The sequence below is a fragment of the Bacillus cereus group sp. MYBK139-1 genome, assembly GCF_051916915.1.
Classification (GTDB): domain Bacteria; phylum Bacillota; class Bacilli; order Bacillales; family Bacillaceae_G; genus Bacillus_A; species Bacillus_A pacificus.
In genome coordinates, this window is sequence record NZ_JBQAHO010000001.1 from 1,326,312 (window position 1) to 1,345,763 (window position 19,452).

A 19,452-nucleotide genomic window follows, 5' to 3' on the forward strand; every position below is an offset into this window, starting at 1 on the left:
GGGACGAGCGTGCTTATACCCGTGGTTCCACCCAGATTCCCATTGCAAACAAACAATGGCTTCTTTTACGGTAACGTCGCTTACACGGCACTAGATACTTACTTTCCCCAGTGCAGCTCTAAGGTGGTAAGTTATTTTTCTGCGTTAGGAAGTTCTCAGCTTTCCTTCCTTCTCTGTATAACCGGGGAAAATAACTCGTGTCCTTTTCTTTGCTTTTATAATTACATCCATTAATTGTTATTTACTATATCTTATTCATTTTATTTTTGCAAGTGTTAAAAAAGATTTTTTATTAAATAAAAAAAGAAACCAAAAATCTATTTTTGGTTTCTTCTTCTCCATTTTACCAATCTTGTGGTTCGTAATTTAAGTCTGCAAATAGACGGCGTTTCTCTTTCTTCGTTAAATCTCTCCACTGTCCAACTGGTAAATTGTTCAATTCAATATTCATAATTCTCGTACGTTTTAACGTATATACTTGATAACCTAAAGCTTCACACATACGACGAATTTGGCGATTTAGTCCTTGTGTTAAAATAATTTTGAACTCATATTTTGATAACTGTGTGATCTCGCAAGGAAGCGTTTTCGTTCCTAAAATTTTCACACCAGCTGCCATTTTCTCTAGAAAATCAGGTGTAATTGGCTTATCTACTGAAACGATATATTCTTTTTCATGTTTATTTTCAGCACGTAAAATTTCATTAACGATATCGCCATCATTCGTTAACAAAATTAAACCGTCTGAGTCTTTATCAAGACGTCCAATGTGGCTAATTCGTAAAGGGTGATTCACTAAATCGATAATATTACCTTTTACAGATTTTTCACTCGTACATGTAATACCTACTGGTTTATTTAAAGCGATATATACGTGATCTCGCGCGATACGAAGTTGCTCTCCATTTACGCGTACATCATCACCTGGATTCACTTGGTCACCAATTTTTGCAACCTTACCGTTAATAATTACTCTTCTCTCATTAATTAATTTATCTGCTCCGCGTCGAGACGCTTTTCCAGCTTCACTAATAAATTTATTGATACGCAAATTAGGCACTTCCTTTTCTAAAAAAATTCTAGCTCACACTGCTTCTACCGTACAATACAAAAGGGTAAGCCTGCTATTATAACTTAAATATATTAACATGAAAGGGTATATAACGTCTTCTATTAATTTCTCATTTATAAGAAATTATCTTTATTATACATTCATTTATGCACTTTTTCCGTTCTTAATATACAAGCCATTCTTCCTTACATACAGCTTTTTTACCTCTTATATCTTCTATATCTTCATGAATATTAGCTAGTTTATACAACTCGGGGAAAATCTCTTCCACATAATGTTGGTGAGCTATTTCATCTTTCCAATACGTTAACACTATGTAACGGTTTTTATTTTTTAAAGACTTCGCCACTACTCCACCTAACATCCCTCTCGCTTTTTCCATTCCTTTATTCCAAATTGTTTCTTGTTTATGTAAAAAATACTGTTCTTTTTCCACTTTAACATTACATATAGCAACTCTTACGAATGATCCTTCTGTAACAACGTCTTTCAGAGGTGTATCAGTTATATCATACAAAGTTTGAAATAATTCAATTTCACATGAAAGGAACGTATCCTCTTGATTACTATTTAAATAAATTGTATCGTGGGCACCATTCATAAATGATTGATATGCACTTCTATCTTCCCATAAAGTAAATACACACGCCTCATTTTCATTCCATCCACCAAATTGTCCATGAAATCCATCTAAATGCTGTATATCACGCCATTTTTCTTGTGCCATTGAAAATAACTCTTTTTTCTCTTCTTCCACTTTACAGTAGATTGTTTTTAGTAACATTTCTAATTCCCCCTTATCTTACATTCCATTTCCCATCTGCAATACTTTCTACTTTTCCCCTAAACGAACATTATTTTTACACTCTTTTTCTTCAGCTCTTATATGTATTAAAGAGGACCATTTCATCTCGTATCCTTGTTCAACACGCATATTTATCTTTTATGTTCCAAACAACGATACTTTAAAAGATACGCTGTTAAACATCCATTTGAACTTCCTGTTGCCACGTCTTTCGGAATCCCATAATAGTCTGCAAAATCACGAACATTTAGATCGTCTGTTTGTTTACATAACATAATTATATCCTTCTAGTTATCTATAGTATTCAAAAAAGCATCCGCTCTTTCTATCAGCCATTCACCAAACGTACTTAAAAATAATAAAATTTCATTTATATCATTTATCGGTTCAATTACATATTGTAATGCCTTTCCCATATTTTTTTCTTGTTCGGGAAAATGCTTACTAAATAATTCATAGGCAGGATATAAGTCTCTGGAGTAAAGTCCTTCTCTCTCAATTGTCAATGCTAGACCTGACCTGATTATTATCTTCATAATCCAACGACAACAATCCGCTATATCTTCCACGCCTTTATTATGAATTAATTCTTCGCGTGCTTGTCCAATTTGTTTCCGCAATTGAATAAGGTGTTCATAGGCTAACTCCTCACTTACTTTATATTTAGGTAAAGACAATGTTACATCTTCACCAAATATACATACTCCATGTGTCTGTATCATAAAGCTTATAAAAGAAAAACTCTTGGAATTTATCACTTCTTTTTCACTGTAAAAACTCAATTCCACTCCTGTTATACAATTAAACTTTTGCAAACTTTGAACTTCTAGTTTCTTTCGCCAGCTTAAGTCTATTAATTTAGGATCCTTTCGCACTACTATAATCACATCTATATCTGCAATTCCTTCAATTCCAATCCCCCTTGGAATTGAGCCTCTTATATAAACACTGTGTAAATCATCCTGTAGCAATTCACAACAAGTATTTTTTATTTCTTGTATTACCTCCATAAATATAGGTTGAACTTTTTCAATATGTGCATCATTTATAATATATCCTTCATCATCAATAGGACAAAAACGACCTATCTTTTTTATACTTGGCAAATTATCATCTCATCTCCATACTAAATAGTATTTTATTCTATTCACATAATAATTATAAGTTAAATAATTCAGAATTAAAAATTAAAAGAGATAGAAAGTAAACAATCCTACAATATCATTCACTTCCTAACTCTTTTATTATCAATTATTTTTCAAATATATAATACGTAATTTCTCCTGGGTATGTAATTTCTTTTATCTTTCTTTCCGCTTTTTTAAAACTATCAGTATCCCCGTCTTCCCCTCAGTTTCCCCCTCCACTTGCCATTGTAATAGGCATTACACTCATATATTTATAATCCTCTTCATTATCATAGTTAATATGAATTGCTGACATTAGCACTGGAAAATCTTTAATTTTAGATTCTTTATTCATAAATATGAATGCAATTAAACCAACTAATAATACAGTCATTAAAATATTTGAAACTAGTTTTCTTCTATTCATTTTCACTAAAACTCCTATTTTCTCTACTCCAAAAAACATTATTGTTATATATTATAATTATAAGTTTTTAATTTTGGAGGCGTTACATATTGCAGAAATTTCTTTTTACTAAATGGACAGTTGTTATTTCTATTTTCATCATTTTCGGTACGATTTTCTACGTTACTAATGTGAAAAATAACAATAAAAAAGCAACTGTAGAAACAGTGGATACAAAAATTTTTAAAACTAAATTACAACCTAAAATCGATGAATTAACTACTAATTATAATGACATCATCGAAAAAGATTGGTTGCCTGCCTGGGAAGAGATTAACACGAATGGAGATTCAGTAGATCGAAATAAACTATTAGTTACAATGAATGCTGTTTCCAAACAATATGAAAACATTATGAATGAAATAGACACATTGAAAATTAAAGAAAATATATCGGAAGTACAAATACAAGAACAACTAGTTTATTTTACAACTGAATTTAAGGCTGCTTCTAAATTTATGAAAAACGCGGCAGATTTAATTATAGACGGGGCCACTAACTCTACTCTAAACAGTGCAATAATTGAAAATACGAAACATGCTTTAGGACTTGCGGATCAACATATTGTCATCGCTTTATCTACTTTAACTGAAGTTGAAGAGAAATTAGCACTTGCAAAACAATAAGTCTGTTTACTATTTTACAATAAAAAAAGATTGCAATTCACATTTTGTCTGTCTATAATATTTTTATTGATTTACAATCAATGTTTTTATAAATTGTATAATTCGGATGAACCATTCAGGAGAAGGTCTATTGATCTACCGACGGGGCAAAAAGTTGTTAACCGACTTTGAAACTCTCAGGTCTTGTTTACAAGTAGAACTGCATGGGGACGAATCTCTGGAGAGACTCCCTCTCGCTTTATAGCGTAGAGGAAAACGAGCACCGAAGGAGCAAATCCGCTACTATAGCGGATAATCTCTCAGGTAAAAGGACAGAGACAAGCGAAAGAAAATGCCGATTTGTATCGGTTTATTTTTCTATCCCTTGTTTCTCCAGAGACCATTTCATTTACTTGAAGTGGTTTTTATTTTTTCTAAAAAAGGAGAATAAAGATGGAGACAGTAAGTAAAGTATTAGAACAAATCAATCACTATGTGTGGGGACTACCAACGTTGTTGTTACTCGTTGGTACTGGTATCATTCTCACAGTGCGTTTAAAAGGTTTACAGTTTAGTAAACTATTATACGCTCACAAACTAGCTTTTAAAAAATCAGAAGATACATCTTCCTCTGGAGATATTAGCCACTTCCAAGCACTTATGACAGCTATGGCGGCAACGATTGGTATGGGAAATATAGCTGGTGTTGCAACTGCTGTGACGATCGGTGGACCCGGTGCAATCTTTTGGATGTGGATTACTGCTTTGTTCGGTATGGCAACAAAATATGCCGAAGCAATTCTTGCAGTGAAATACCGTGTTAGTAATGAAAATGGCGAATATTCAGGTGGGCCTATGTACTATTTAGAACGTGGTTTAGGTAAGAAATGGCTTGCAGTTTTATTCGCTATATTCGGTACAACTGCTTCTTTCGGTATCGGGAATATGGTGCAATCTAATTCAGTTGCAGAGGCAATGCGAATTAATTTCTCTTTCCCTCCTGCTTTAACTGGTATAGTAATGTCATTTTTAATCGCTATCGTTATTTTAGGCGGTGTAAAAAAAATCGGGAAAGTAACAGGATATGTAGTTCCTATTAAAGCTTTCTTTTATATCATTGCTGGTCTTATCATTATTTTCTATCACTACGATCAAATTCCTGAAGCATTTTCACTTATTTTTTCTGGTGCGTTTAATGGTACTGCAGCTGCTGGTGGTTTTATCGGTGCAACAGTTGCATCAGCTATTCAAATTGGAATGGCGCGCGGCGTATTTGCGAACGAAGCTGGTTTAGGGAGTGCCCCTATTGCCGCGGCTGCGGCAAAAACAGATTCCCCTGCAAAGCAAGCTTTAGTTTCAATGACTGGTACTTTTCTAGATACGTTTATTGTATGTACAATTACAGGGCTAGTATTAATTACTACAGGCGCATGGAAGTCTGGTAAAACTGGGGTTGAAGCTACAACACTTGCGTTCCAATCTGTATTCGGTACTGCTGGTAGTATGATTCTTGGTATCGCAATTATTTTATTCGCCTACTCTACTATTTTAGGCTGGTCGTATTACGGTGAGAAATGCGTGGCTTATTTATTTGGAGAAAGTGCTGTTAAATATTATAAAGCAATCTTTATTGTCATGATTGCTATTGGTGCGAATTTAAAATTAGGCATCGTATGGACATTTGCGGATATTGCAAATGGACTTATGGCGATTCCAAACTTAATTGGTCTTATTGGGTTAAGTGGTATTGTTGTTGCTGAAACGAATCGCTTTTTACAAGCAGAGAAATTGAAAGAAAATAATAAAAAACAGGCAAGTTAATCTATGGAAAAAGGAATGACTCATACATGATGAGTATTCCTTTTTTCATCCCCTCTTTTACTTTATTACTATCATTAAAAATATATTTATATCAATGTTTACTCCTTTTTATTCCTCCAAAAGTTTTTCACATAAATGTCATAAATCGTATGGTCTAACTATATAGTTGAAAAGGAATGCGACATTAAAGTGTCGCTGAAAAACTCATCCAAGAAAAGGGAGGAAAAATCTTTTGAAAAACAAAATCATTGTTTTCCTATCTGTTTTATCATTTATTATTGGTGGTTTCTTCTTTAACACAAGTACTTCAAGCGCTGAAACATCATCTACTGATTACGTTCCTAACCAATTAATCGTTAAGTTCAAGCAAAATGCATCTTTAAGTAATGTGCAATCTTTTCATAAATCTGTCGGAGCTAATGTCTTATCTAAAGATGATAAGTTAGGTTTTGAAGTCGTTCAATTTTCAAAAGGTACTGTAAAAGAAAAAATAAAAAGTTATAAAAATAATCCAGATGTAGAATATGCGGAGCCTAACTATTATGTTCATGCATTTTGGACTCCGAACGATCCTTATTTTAATAATCAATACGGATTACAAAAAATTCAAGCCCCGCAAGCTTGGGATAGTCAAAGAAGCGATTCTGGTGTAAAAGTGGCTATTATTGATACAGGAGTTCAAGGATCACATCCCGATTTAGCTTCTAAAGTTATTTACGGACATGATTATGTTGATAATGACAATATCTCTGATGATGGCAATGGACACGGTACACACTGTGCAGGAATTACTGGGGCACTTACGAATAATGGCGTCGGAATAGCTGGTGTTGCACCACAAGCATCGATTTATGCTGTTCGTGTATTAGACAGCCAAGGAAGTGGTACTCTTGACGCTGTTGCCCAAGGTATTAGAGAAGCTGCAGATTCAGGTGCAAAAGTAATTAGTTTAAGTTTAGGTGCTCCAAATGGTGGTACTGCATTACAACAAGCTGTACAATATGCTTGGAATAAAGGCTCTGTTATTGTTGCAGCTGCTGGAAATGCTGGAAACACAAAAGCTAATTACCCTGCTTATTACAACGAAGTTATTTCAGTCGCTTCTACAGATCAATCAGATAAGAAATCTTCATTCTCTACTTATGGTAGCTGGGTAGATGTTGCAGCTCCAGGATCAAATATATATTCCACTTATAAAGGAAGCACGTATCAATCATTAAGTGGTACATCTATGGCAACACCTCATGTCGCAGGAGTTGCTGCTCTTTTAGCAAATCAAGGATATAGCAATACACAAATTCGCCAAATTATTGAGTCAACTTCTGATAAAATTAGTGGTACAGGTACGTACTGGAAAAACGGTAGAGTCAATGCATATAAGGCTGTACAATATGCGAAGCAATTACAAGAAAATAAAGCTTCTTAAGAAATAAAGTAAAACTTTAATCAGTTGATCTACTAAAATAGAAGGAGAGACTTCCACAACTAAAGCCTCTCCCTCTCCTTCTTATAAACTATATTACTCTCCCTGCTTTTTAACCATATGTAAATACAGAACAAAATCCATCATTGTCGACGAATGACCAAGTTGACGGATCATCGCTGTTATATTTCCTCTATGATATGTACCATGATTTACAACATGTTGTACTAACTCTAAAATTGAAGTTTCTAATTTTCCTACATATGGATTCTCGATAACAAATACAGCATTCACATCTTGTATTGTACTTAAAAAGTCTTTATATTGATTTGCCATGTTTTCAAACATTTTTTCTAATTCATGTAACGATTTGTTTTCCATTTGTTTTCGTAATTCTTCTCGGCCTTGTATTGCTTCATTCATACTTTTACCATGCAATATGTGTAACCACACTTGATCTGTAATATAAATATGGGCAAACGTATCCTTGATTGATGGAAATACACTCTGCATCTGTTCAGTAAAAATAGTATCATAGTTTGGTAATTCTTTTAGTCGATTGAATAATCGTAGATTAGCCCAAGCATGGTAATCCACTTGTTTTAACATGTACTCTTTCAATCGAAATCGCCTCCTTATTGTATGAAACGAATAGTTTGTTTCTTTATTTCTGATTCTCTATCAGCTTTTGCAATTCCTTTTTCTTCAATTTCTTGTTTATTTATAGTTTTATATTTTACATACGTATGAAATTCCGTTTGAAATGGAAACGGTGTAATCCGAATTGTTTCCTTGTCCACCCATTCAGCTTGTATAGGTTTCTCCTCCTTACTATTAAACATTTCTGTTCCTTCAAAACCATCTTTAAACAAATCAATTTCCTCTTCCTTTTCTACACCAGGTTTATTCATACAGACATACAAAGAAAGTTCATCGCAAAACTTTAATAATCTATAATGTTTATCGAACATCGCAAATTGTTCTTTTGTTAGCGTTGTCAATATTCTTTTTTGTCGTTCCAATTCCCCTGTATAAAATGACATCATCTCTTCATCTTCCTCATTTAATGGAAATGATAAAAAATGCTTACTACAAAGTAATGCTCCGTATGGATTGGAATCTTCAATTTCATTCAAACCAATCGTATAAAAGACAAAGCGTAATGAACTTGGACAATCCATAAATGTATATGGGATATTTTTAGCATCATTCAAAATTGGTACTTTATCAAGTTCTATCCATCCTCTATCATGCTCATATATTGCATCAATTGTCTCTTTTAAATATGTATCATCTTCAAAAAAATCTTCTTTTATATGCTTTGCAATCTCTCCAGCTAAAAAACCATGATCATGTTGACGAATTAATATACTTTCTTTCTCATCCTTTTCACGAAAAATCATCCGTATACTCCCCCTCATCCTCATATTACAGCGTTTTCTATTCATCAATTCTTAATTAATCCCTAATTGTTAGCAGGGATTCAGTTTCTTGCAACGAAATTAACATAACTATATAGCATTCTTTCTAACAATATAAATAGCTTTATCTTTACTATCTATTATACTAAATCATTCATTCCAAAAAATTTTTTTATGAGGTGAAAACATGAACAAAACAGAATTAATTAAAAATGTTGCACAATCAGCTGATATTTCTCAAAAAGATGCTTCTGCAGCTGTACAATCTGTATTTGACACAATTGCTACTGCATTACAATCTGGTGATAAAGTTCAATTAATCGGCTTTGGAACTTTTGAAGTGCGTGAAAGATCTGCTCGTACAGGACGTAATCCACAAACTGGCGAAGAAATTCAAATCGCCGCTGGTAAAGTTCCTGCATTTAAAGCAGGTAAAGAGTTAAAAGAAGCTGTCAAATAAACAAGAAACCAGCCATTTTATAGGCTGGTTTCTTGTTTATTTAAGTAATTCTTTTATATTCTCAGCATGATATACTTCACAAATATAAAATATACATTTACAGTTACTTACAATTTGATATTTTCTAGTTGGATACACATTCGCTGTAACAGAGCATCCATCGAACAATTCAATAATATTCCCAGAAGGCTGATATCCTTCATATAATACGTTCCTTCTTACTTCCATCTTTTCTATAAGTTTTTCAACTGGAATGTTTCCACTCTCTAACTCCCTCTTTATTGTATTTGGTAAAAACGAGGTATCCGCAAAAATGAGATTTTCAGATAATACTTTTCCTTTATAACTAATATTGGATACACGGTAAAGAAATGTTCCGTTTTTATCAAAGAAACTCTTTGCTTCTTTCGGGATATACTGTCTATCAAGCACCTCTTGTTCTAGAACATCAAACTGAACTGTATTATTCAATAACTTTTCTAAAGCATGAATAGATGATGTATCTCCAGAAAATAAAATATTTTTAATTGCTTGTACATGATAAGTGAATTCATTTGTTCTATTTTCCGCTACTAGCATGAGGAACACCTCTTCTATAAAATATTTTATTAAACTTATTTATAATTTAAAAACGCTACTGCATCCAGCTGTATGATTTCGGTGACTTCTTTACTAAATATTGCAATTGAAGCCATATAATCTACACTGGGCCTTAAATCTCTCATCACTGTATTTTCTACTAACTCTTGTCTATCCTTAAAAACCAACAAGTTTGGAGAATCATTTGGAGCTGATATAGTAATATCCACTGGTGGAATCATTAGACCTTCACCTGTCGCTTTGAGCACAGCTTCCTTTCTAGTCCAATATGTTAAAAAACCTTCTATTTTCTGTTCATAAGTTAATTTCATAACTTGCGCTATTTCAATGTCGGTTAATACGCCTTCTGCCATTTTCATAACATCAACATTTGGATTCATTTGTTCAACATCAACGCCTACAGGTGCAGACTTTGTAAATGCAACAACAACCCACTCACCCGAATGTGAAACCGATAACTGCGGCATACCCTCTGGTAATTGTGGTCTACCATGTTGTAGCTTACATACTGGGCACATTCGATTAATTGGAACTTGAACTGGCGACATAGAAAGCATTTTACCTAGAACTAATCTACTAATTACACAGCCTATTATAAAACGGGCACGATCTGCCGAATGATGATATGAATTTGCTTTTTCTCGTTCAACATCATTTAGTAAATTGTAATGCCATGATTGTAAATCCGAAATCCTTCCCCACCATATTTGACAATCATTCTCATTCAAAATCGGTATTGAATCTACAACTTTACTTTCTATCATGTAAACTCTCTCCTTCTAAATACCAATATCATTTTATTTCAAAAGACCATTATCAAACTTATTCATTTACAATTTCTTTCTCTTTTTGTAATACAGGTAACTGTTTTTTCTTCTTTTTTGACATTACCTCTTTATCAGAAATACGTAAAGAAAATAGTAATGCTACGAGTAAAAATATTGCTGATCCAATTAATGCCGCTTGATATGGCAAGAAATCTGAATGAGCATTATGTTGTGCACTGTTATTTCCAAAACCAGCTAGTATACTAGCTAAAACAGCGACTCCTATCGCTGAACCTAATCGATTTTGCACATTAAATATAGTAGTTGCTCTTCCCATAGAAGGTGGCGTTATATTGTTAAATGCAGAAAATTGAACTGCTCCAACTGACTGACCTAAGAAAATACCTACGCCAAACAATAATGCCCGTATTTGCCAAGGATTCGTATCGTGATTTACAAAGCTTAATAAAACAAAGATAATCGCCGTACAAATTAACCCGATAGAAATTACCTTACGAGCACCTAATTTCTTATATGACCATGGTACAATCTGTGACGATATCATTAATCCAATTGCCTCTGGGAATGTAGTAAGACCTGATTCCAGTGCGGATACCCCTATTACATTTTGGTACATAAGCGGAAAAACAAATAACATTCCTAGTAAACCAGCTGATGAAAATAATGATATAAGGCTCATCTTTCTAAAGACTGGTTCTTTTAATAAGCGGAAATCTAACATCGGTTGCTTTACTTTAAGTTCTACAATGATAAACAGTGTAATAAATACAATCCCAGCTATTCCAGTACTTATAACCTCTGTAGAAATCCAGCCTCTTGATGGTCCTTGACTGAGCGCATAGATTAGCATCGCAAACCCTGGTGCTGATAAAATAAAGCCGAGAGAATCAAATCGACCAGCTGATTTTTCAACATGCTCTGCTAAAAATAGAAGTCCAAATAGCAATGCAACGATTCCAAACGGTAGATTAATATAAAATGCCCAACGCCAAGACATTTGATCTACAAAGAAACCACCAATGATAGGACCAATTGCTGGTGCTACAGCAATTGGAAGTACAATGAACCGGGAAATCTTCGGTCTTTCCTCTGGTGAAAATGTTCGAAATAACATCGCCATTCCGACCGGTGTTAAAAGCCCTCCACCAGCACCTTGAATGATACGGAAAATATTCAATAAAGTAATATCGTTAGCCATTCCGCATAAAGCAGAGGCAATTGTAAATACGAAAAGAGCAATTAAAAATACTCTTTTCGTACCGAATCGATCTCCTAGCCAACCAGAAATCGGAAGGAAAACAGCTAAACTAACTAAATACCCAACATTAACCGTCCCCATTGCAGATGAAGCTACTTGTAATTCTTTACTTATCGTTTGTAGTGCTACGTTCACAATTGTTGCATCCATAGCAGCCATAAACATCGCTGTTATATATACGATACTTACCACTACTTTTGGATTTATTTTTTCCTTCATTATCGTTTTCCTACTACTATTTTTTCGCCAGCTTGATTACTTTTCGGATCCAAATCTTTCCAGTTATTCTCAACATATTGTAAGCAATCGTGCCTGCTAGCTTCTTCATGTACGACATTCCACCCAATAGGTACATCAAGAAAGACAGGCCAGAGAGAATACTGGCCCTCCTCATTTTTTAATACTTTATATGTGTAATTATCATTTTCAAACGGATTCGTCATACTGTACTTACCCCTTTCTTATTCTGCAAATATTGCGCTAATACTTGTCCAATTTCTGTAAGTGGCCCTGGTTGACATAAATCTTTATGTCTACAATCAATATCATGTTGCACAATTTGTCCGTCTAAATAATTTAACCACGTATTTGGAGAGATAGGATCAAACCAGTCCGGTATTACAGTAGATCTAAAGAATAAAATATCTCCGTTATAAACTTCCGGTACGTATCCCCCTAACAATCCTACCGAATTTACATATGTTTCTTTCAAATTTAAAATGGTCTCTGTTTCAAGACTTGCTAATGCACTTCCATCTTTACGAAGTATTTCAATCGCACTTTCCATCGTAAGTGGTTTGCCATCCATGTTGTCTGGATCATATCCACCTAGAGCCAGTAGTGCGATTAACGCTTCTTCTTCAGTAGGCGCTTCCGTATTCGGTAGAAAGTGACCAGGATAAGAATCTAGCATAACGAGTAATTCTACTTCTTCCCCTTCATTTTGTAGTTGTGCTGCCATTGCATGCACAACATTTCCTCCGAGCGACCAACCGAGTAAACGATATGGTCCGTGAGGCTGTACTTCACGAACGTGTTTTAAATAATCCGCTGCCATTTCCTCTAAACTTTTGGGAAGTTCTTCATTTTTAGCGATACCTCGTGCTTGTACACCATAGATTGGATAATCTGTTCCTAAAGATTTCATAAGTCCTGCATAGCACCAACTTAATCCACCAGCCGGGTGTACACAAAATAGTGGCAATTGGTCCCCGCTTGCTCGTAACGGAAGCAACACATCGAGTGCACTTTGTCCATTTCCCACTTCGAGTCTTTCAGCAAGGCCTGCAACAGTAGGTGCTGCAAATAAAGTTCCGATATTTAATTCGACCCCAAGTGCTTCTTTCATGCGACTCATAAGCTGCACTGCAAGGAGTGAATGGCCACCAAGATCAAAGAATCCGTCATCAATTCCAATTTGAGGCACACTTAGCACTTCTGTAAACAAGTCACATAGCATTTCTTCTTGCGGTGTTCTTGGTCCACGACTAGAAGATGATGCGATAAATTCTGGAGCTGGCAATGCCTTTCTATCTAATTTACCGTTTGGAGTTAAAGGCAACTCATTTACTACTACAAAAGCATATGGAACCATGTAATCTGGTAGACTACCACTAGCAAACAGACGCATTTCATTCGTATCAATCGCTTCATTATTTGATGCGACGATATAAGAAACTAATCGTTTATTCCCTGGTTGATCTTCCCGTACAATAACTGCTACTTGCTCAACTGTAGGGTGTTTCATTATGACCGCTTCTATTTCTCCTAATTCAATTCGGAATCCACGAATTTTTATTTGATGATCTGCACGTCCTATATAATCTAGCGTCCCATCTTGACGCCAACGTGCTAAGTCTCCAGTACGATACATTCTTGTACCTGGCTTGCCAAATGGATCTGCAATAAAACGTTCTGCAGTTAAACCTGCCCTTCCTAAATATCCACGAGCAAGCCCTGCACCTGCAACATACATTTCTCCAACTACTCCAGGTGGCACTGGTTGTAAATAATGATCTAATACGTATACTTTAAGGTCAGGTATACTGCACCCAATTAAACTGTTTGCTCGTAAAGAAACGATTGTTTCATCTAACTCAATATAACTAACATGTACTGTCGTCTCAGTAATACCGTACATATTAATAAGCTTCGGTGCGTTATGAGGATGTCGACTATACCAATCTTCTAATCGACTTAGCTCAAGTGCTTCACCTCCAAAAACAACATATCGTAAAGATAATTTTTGGCCAATTTCTTCATTTTCACGATCTGCTTGCATCAATTGATAGAACGCTGATGGAGTTTGGTTTAAAACAGTTACCTTTTCTTTCACAAGAAGTTGTAAAAATTCTTTCGGTGAGCGACTTACAGTATGTGGTACTACGACTAGACGACCTCCATATAATAAAGGCCCCCAAATTTCCCAAACCGAGAAATCAAAAGCGTATGAATGGAACATCGTCCACACATCGTTTCCGTCAAACTGAAACCAATGATCAGTTGCTCCTAAAAGTCTTACTACATTTTGATGAGGTATCATAACGCCTTTCGGTCTACCTGTTGAACCTGATGTATAAATAACGTAAGCAATATGTGATGGAGTTAATGGCTTCACGCGCTCCATTTCATCAATATTGTCTTCACTATGTTTCTCAATTTCTTCTATTACTTTTACATTATCAACTAAAACTTTTAGTGCCTCATTACATTCAATTTCCACTTCTGAATTCGTTAAAACACATGATGGTTTCGCATCGTGCAGCATAAATGAAATACGGTCTGCTGGGTAATCTGGATCTAACGGAAGGTATCCAGCACCAGCTTTAAGAACAGCTAATAAGCTTACAACCATGTTTAATGATCTTGGCATCGCTAAAGCAACGAGTTGATCAGGACCAATTCCTTTTGCTATTAACAAACGAGCTAGTTTATTCGCTTTTTTATTTAACTCTTCATAAGTTAACTTTTCATCTTCAAAGACGACAGCAATAGAATTTGGATTTATATGAACTTGCTTTTCAAATAATTGTGATAATGTCATTTCTGGTGCAATTTGAAAACCACCATTCCACTTTTCTAACACTGTATTTTTCTCTGCTAAAGTTAATATTTCTAATCTGCCAATGGATTGATCCGGATTTATCACTGCATCATCTAATAACAAAATGAATCGTTCTATTAGTTTTTGAACCGTTTCACGTTTATATAAATCGGTACTAAACTCTAGTAATCCATGTAAACCGTTCGGAGTACCTTCACCCCCGTTACTCTCACTAATTTCAAATGTTAGATCAAACTTCGCAGAGCCAACACTTTGAATTTCAAGGCTCGCTTCTATATCCGGGACATCAAAGATTGCTTCTGGCGTATTTTGGAAAGCTAACATAACTTGAAATAGCGGATGACTATTTCGAGTACGCACCGGGTTTAACACTTCAACGAGTCGTTCAAATGGAACATCTTGATTTTCATAAGCTGCAAGATTTGCCTGCTTCACTCTATTCAATAATTCTTTAAAACTTGGATCTCCTGATGTATTTGTACGTAACACTAACGTATTTACAAATAAACCGACTATGTCAGAGAGTGCATCATCATTTCTTCCAGCAATCGGACTACCGATTGGTATATCAGTACCTGCACCTAATCTTGTAAATAGCGCACTTAGTCCTGCTTGCAATACCATAAACAAACTAACTCCGTTTTTCCGTGCGAGCTCTACTAACCTACTATGCATACCTGCATCTATATGAAAATGAATGGTTTCTCCTCTGTAACTCGTTTCCATTGGACGCTGATAATCTGTAGGCAACTCCAATTGATCTGGTAATCCCTTTAACTCTTTCTTCCAAAAATCTAATTGTGTTGAAATGAGACTTTCTTGTGTAGTTTCATCCCCTAACAATTGTTGTTGCCAAAGTGCATAATCTGCGTATTGAACCGGAAGTGTCTCTAGCTGTACTTTGTTACCTTGACATCGCGCTTTATACGCCGCTGTAAAATCTCTAGTTAACGGTTGTAATGACCAGCCATCCCCTACAATATGGTGTAATAGAATTAGTATTACATGTTCGTTTTCACTCACTGTAAAAAGTTGCAAACGAACTGCTGGTTCAACATCGAGGCTAAAGCTATATCTTACCGCTTCCGCAAGTGCACTCTCTAATTCACCTTTACATGTTTTTGTTTTAATCATTTCTAGATTTAAATTTTCCATATCTAAAATTTCCTGGTAGGAACTACCTAATACGTTAGGGAAAATTGTTCTAAGTGTTTCATGTTTCTCGACTACATCATTAAAGGCACCTTGCAATGCTTCCTCGTTCAACTTTCCAGACAAACGTATAACTAACGGAATATTATAAGTAGGGCTTGGACCTTCTAAACAATTCAAGAACCATAACCTACGTTGTGCAAATGAAAGTGGAACTTCATTTGGTCTTCTTACTTTCTTAATCGCTGGTCTTGCAGTTTTCGCTTGATCCAATTGCTTCGCTAGTTCAGCAACAGTTGGCGATTCAAATAGTTTTCCAATTCCTAATTCAGCACTTAACGTTTCACGAATTCTTGCCATTAAACGAGATGCAAGAAGCGAATGTCCACCCATTTCAAAGAAATTATCATCAATGCTAATGCGAGAAACTCCAAGTACTTCTGCAAATAAATCACATAATATTTCTTCTTTCGGATTTCTAGCAACTCTCTCATTATTTGTTCCATTAAAATCTGGCGCAGGTAATTTCTTTCTATCGATCTTTCCGTTTGGTGTTAATGGTAATTCTTCTAGCAACACAAATGCTGATGGTACCATATAATTCGCTAAACTTTCTGAAACATAAAAACGAAGTTCTGAAAGATTAATCGTTTCCTTCTCTTCGGCAACAATATACGCAATGATTCGTTTATCGTTCGGGCGGTCTTCTCGTACCATAACCACTGCTTGCTTAACATTTTCATGTCGTTGTATTACCATTTCAATTTCAGCTAATTCAATTCGGAAACCACGAATTTTAATTTGATGATCTGCGCGGTTCATGTACTCTAAAACACCATCTTTGCGCCATTTTACTAGATCACCTGTACGGTACATACGTTGTCCTGGTTTTCCATAAGGATTTGCAACAAACCGTTCAGCTGTTAACTCTGGTTTTCCTAAATATCCGCTTGCAAGTCCTTCCCCTGCAATATATAATTCACCAATAACTTCAGGTGGAACTGGTTGTAACCCTGCATCCAATACATACACTTCTGTATTGCAAATTGGCTTACCGATAGGAGGTATCCCATTTTCACTTTCATCAATGTTCATGAAGGTAGACCAAATCGTCGTTTCAGTTGGTCCATATAAATTAGTTATTGAGCAGCCTAATTCTCTTAATTTATTTGCTAAATGCCCTGGAAGAGCTTCACCACCAACAAGTATGTTTAGCCCTTGTAGCTTCTCTGGATAATCAGTTACTAACGCCTGCCAAAGCGTCGGTGTAGCCTGCATAATGGTCACTCTTTCTTCATGTAAAAGTGTCGTTAATGCAGAAGGCTCTTGTATGTCTTCCTTTTGCGCAATTGTTAAACTTGCACCACTAATAAGAGGTAAATAAATTTCTAGAGTAGAAATATCAAACGCAAATGTTGTAACTGCTAATAAATGATCATGTTCATGTAACAAAAACTTTTGTTGCATGAACATTAAAAAGTTACTTAAACCTCTCATAGGAACAATTACACCTTTTGGGTTTCCTGTTGAGCCTGAAGTATATATTGTATAGGCTGAGTTTAAAAGCGATACATCATTCTTACATGCTATATTCATACGAGAATATGTAAGTAATGCTAGTTTCGTTTCTTCGTCATCTAATACAATTTTTTTTATATCATTTTTTATAACTAACTTAGATGAAACAGATGAATGTGTTATGATACAAATTGGTTTTGCATCATTTACTATATAATTTATTCGCTCAGCTGGATATTCTGGATCTATTGGTAAATACGCTGCACCAGCCTTTAAAACTGCTAGCATACTAACTACCATTTCCGTTGATCTTGGAAATACTAAAGCTACAAACTGATTTGGTCGTATTCCTTCTTCTACTAAATAATGTGCTAGTTCATTCGCTCGTTCATTTAGCTCTTTATACGTAAAGTTTACACCGTCACAAGTAATCGCTAGTTTATTGGGATTTTTTTGCACTTGTTTTTCAAATGATATAGGTAGACTGATTAACTCATCGTCTTCCTTCGTTTCATTCCATTCCAATAAAACTTTATGATTTTCTTCAGGAAGAGTAATGTTTATCTTTCCAATCGACTCGTCTTTTTGATAAGCATTTATCATTAATTCTAATAATTGCATAAATCTTTCTTTATGCAATGCTAGCTCCGCACCATTATATACTTCCGGATTCGCATCAAAATGAATCATTAGCTCATTTTGATCAAAACGTTTATATACATTTATTGATAAATCATCGACAGGTCCCGCTGATAAATTATGTGTTATCCCACGATTCCCACCAAAGTTAAGCCCGTAATCAAAAGGCATAACATTCACTAACGGTCCAAATAATCTTTGATTTTCACCTAATAACTTAAAGTCTCTTCTTAATTCCTCATGACGGTATTTATGATGGCGACGTACATCTCGCATTTCTTTAGAAACTTGCTGTAATAATTCTACGAGAGTTATATTTGGAGTTACAGTAAGACGAAGTGGTACTAAATTCATTACCATACTAGGTGTATGAATAGATGCAGAACCTAGACGCCCCATCATCGGTAAACCTAAAACAATATCATTTTCACCTGTTAATTTATGCATATAAATACTTGTTACAGCGACAATGAATTCCGGCCAACTTGTTAACGAAATATTGATATCTTCTAGTAAAGTTTTTGTACTAGAACTAGATAAACAAGCTGTTTCGCGTAAAAATCCATTTGATGTTCTCGGTGCTCGTTCTGCCAAACTTACAACTTCTGGTTCATCCGCAAATTTTTCTAACCAAAAAGCACGATCTTCCTGAAATTGTTTAGACTCACGATACTCCATATCTTCTTGCACAACTTTTGCAAGAGAGCCAAATGTCTTTTCATTCTTGTTTGTTTCTTCTATAAGTGATGTATACTCATTCGCTACCTTTTGGCTAAGAAGTGAAAATCCATAGCCATCCATCACAATGTGATGGATGCGCTGATACCAAAAGAAACGATTATTTTCAACTTGAATAAGCGCTTCAATAAATAAAGTATCTTTTTTCAAATCGACTGGCATAGATAAATCATTTTTCATCCATGCTTTAGCAGCCTCTTCAGGATTTTCTTCTTTACGAACGTCAATAAAATGCATATGAAACTGTGATTCTTCAATAACTTGCCATGGGCCAATTTCATCTTCTTCGAAACGAACATGAAGTGCCTCAGCTTCCATTACAACTTTACGTACAGCTAATTCGAAAATTTCTTGATGAATATTTCCGTTTATTTCTACATATTCCCCAGTATTGTAAATTGGATTAAGCGGATCTAATTGTTGCGCAAACCACATGCCAGACTGCGCAGATGATAACGAATGACGAATCTTTTGACTGTTAGGCATTCTTTACTA

The 19,452-nt window shown here is 35.1% G+C and carries 15 protein-coding genes, 1 pseudogene, 1 riboswitch and 1 other annotated feature (1 of these 18 cut by a window edge); of the genes and pseudogenes, 4 read left to right on the forward strand and 12 right to left on the reverse strand.

Annotated elements, in window-relative coordinates:
- Nucleotides 1–219: a binding site (T-box leader), on the reverse strand; it reaches 4 nt to the left of the window's first position.
- A gap of 124 nt (nucleotides 220–343) precedes the next feature.
- The 5 genes and pseudogenes from rluF to ACTFRS_RS06775 all read right to left on the reverse strand — a co-directional run bounded on the left by rluF (nucleotide 344) and on the right by ACTFRS_RS06775 (nucleotide 3,470).
- A complete protein-coding gene (gene rluF / locus ACTFRS_RS06755) occupies nucleotides 344–1,051 on the reverse strand; it encodes a 23S rRNA pseudouridine(2604) synthase RluF (protein WP_001222167.1) in 708 nt (235 codons plus the stop codon).
- 184 nt (nucleotides 1,052–1,235) lie between these two features.
- Nucleotides 1,236–1,856 carry a YdbC family protein gene (locus ACTFRS_RS06760; protein ID WP_139867205.1) on the reverse strand — a complete coding sequence of 207 codons (621 nt, stop codon included), beginning with the start codon at nucleotides 1,854–1,856 and terminating at the stop codon, nucleotides 1,236–1,238.
- Nucleotides 1,857–2,008: 152 nt separating this feature from the next.
- Entirely contained in the window at nucleotides 2,009–2,152 is a 144-nt protein-coding gene (locus ACTFRS_RS06765; protein ID WP_205689056.1) for a PhzF family phenazine biosynthesis protein, read from the reverse strand.
- Between the two features lie 12 nt (nucleotides 2,153–2,164).
- Nucleotides 2,165–2,983, reverse strand: coding sequence for a nucleotidyltransferase (locus ACTFRS_RS06770; RefSeq protein WP_139867207.1), 819 nt, complete (start codon nucleotides 2,981–2,983; stop codon nucleotides 2,165–2,167).
- Between the two features lie 145 nt (nucleotides 2,984–3,128).
- Nucleotides 3,129–3,470: pseudogene (locus ACTFRS_RS06775) on the reverse strand (hypothetical protein).
- Between the two features lie 50 nt (nucleotides 3,471–3,520).
- Between ACTFRS_RS06775 and ACTFRS_RS06780 the strand changes: the two are divergent.
- The 3 genes from ACTFRS_RS06780 to ACTFRS_RS06790 all read left to right on the forward strand — a co-directional run bounded on the left by ACTFRS_RS06780 (nucleotide 3,521) and on the right by ACTFRS_RS06790 (nucleotide 7,322).
- Nucleotides 3,521–4,096, forward strand: coding sequence for a hypothetical protein (locus tag ACTFRS_RS06780; RefSeq protein ID WP_242293626.1), 576 nt, complete (start codon nucleotides 3,521–3,523; stop codon nucleotides 4,094–4,096).
- A gap of 207 nt (nucleotides 4,097–4,303) precedes the next feature.
- A riboswitch (glycine riboswitch) is annotated at nucleotides 4,304–4,421 on the forward strand.
- 107 nt (nucleotides 4,422–4,528) lie between these two features.
- Nucleotides 4,529–5,896 carry an alanine/glycine:cation symporter family protein gene (locus tag ACTFRS_RS06785; RefSeq protein ID WP_000451019.1) on the forward strand — a complete coding sequence of 456 codons (1,368 nt, stop codon included), beginning with the start codon at nucleotides 4,529–4,531 and terminating at the stop codon, nucleotides 5,894–5,896.
- A gap of 232 nt (nucleotides 5,897–6,128) precedes the next feature.
- The gene (locus ACTFRS_RS06790; RefSeq protein ID WP_242293627.1) at nucleotides 6,129–7,322 is read left to right on the forward strand and encodes a S8 family peptidase; all 1,194 of its coding nucleotides are present in this window, start codon (nucleotides 6,129–6,131) and stop codon (nucleotides 7,320–7,322) included.
- A gap of 93 nt (nucleotides 7,323–7,415) precedes the next feature.
- On the opposite strand, the gene ACTFRS_RS06795 is transcribed toward ACTFRS_RS06790, so the two are convergent.
- Both ACTFRS_RS06795 and ACTFRS_RS06800 read right to left on the reverse strand, forming a co-directional pair.
- Complete coding sequence (locus ACTFRS_RS06795) at nucleotides 7,416–7,940, reverse strand: DinB family protein (protein WP_000666444.1); 525 nt, start codon at nucleotides 7,938–7,940, stop codon at nucleotides 7,416–7,418.
- Nucleotides 7,941–7,954: 14 nt separating this feature from the next.
- Nucleotides 7,955–8,722 (reverse strand): DUF3891 family protein, encoded by a 768-nt coding sequence (locus ACTFRS_RS06800; RefSeq protein ID WP_242293628.1) that lies wholly within the window; start codon nucleotides 8,720–8,722, stop codon nucleotides 7,955–7,957.
- 205 nt (nucleotides 8,723–8,927) lie between these two features.
- Here ACTFRS_RS06800 and ACTFRS_RS06805 point away from each other — a divergent pair, with 205 nt between their 5' ends.
- Entirely contained in the window at nucleotides 8,928–9,200 is a 273-nt protein-coding gene (locus ACTFRS_RS06805) for an HU family DNA-binding protein (RefSeq protein WP_001043907.1), read from the forward strand.
- A 36-nt stretch (nucleotides 9,201–9,236) separates the two neighbouring features.
- On the opposite strand, the gene ACTFRS_RS06810 is transcribed toward ACTFRS_RS06805, so the two are convergent.
- Genes ACTFRS_RS06810 through ACTFRS_RS06830 form a run of 5 tightly spaced genes read right to left on the reverse strand, consistent with a single transcriptional unit; the run spans nucleotide 9,237 to nucleotide 19,443 of the window.
- Entirely contained in the window at nucleotides 9,237–9,779 is a 543-nt protein-coding gene (locus ACTFRS_RS06810; RefSeq protein ID WP_139867217.1) for a cold-shock protein, read from the reverse strand.
- 35 nt (nucleotides 9,780–9,814) lie between these two features.
- Complete coding sequence (gene sfp, locus ACTFRS_RS06815) at nucleotides 9,815–10,564, reverse strand: 4'-phosphopantetheinyl transferase Sfp (RefSeq protein WP_139867219.1); 750 nt, start codon at nucleotides 10,562–10,564, stop codon at nucleotides 9,815–9,817.
- Between the two features lie 58 nt (nucleotides 10,565–10,622).
- A complete protein-coding gene (locus ACTFRS_RS06820; protein WP_242293629.1) occupies nucleotides 10,623–12,065 on the reverse strand; it encodes an MDR family MFS transporter in 1,443 nt (480 codons plus the stop codon).
- The gene (locus ACTFRS_RS06825; RefSeq protein ID WP_242293630.1) at nucleotides 12,065–12,289 is read right to left on the reverse strand and encodes an MbtH family protein; all 225 of its coding nucleotides are present in this window, start codon (nucleotides 12,287–12,289) and stop codon (nucleotides 12,065–12,067) included. Before ACTFRS_RS06825 ends, ACTFRS_RS06820 begins: the two co-directional genes overlap by 1 nt.
- Nucleotides 12,286–19,443, reverse strand: coding sequence for an amino acid adenylation domain-containing protein (locus ACTFRS_RS06830; RefSeq protein WP_440023878.1), 7,158 nt, complete (start codon nucleotides 19,441–19,443; stop codon nucleotides 12,286–12,288). Before ACTFRS_RS06830 ends, ACTFRS_RS06825 begins: the two co-directional genes overlap by 4 nt.
- Between the last annotated feature and the right edge of the window lie 9 nt (nucleotides 19,444–19,452).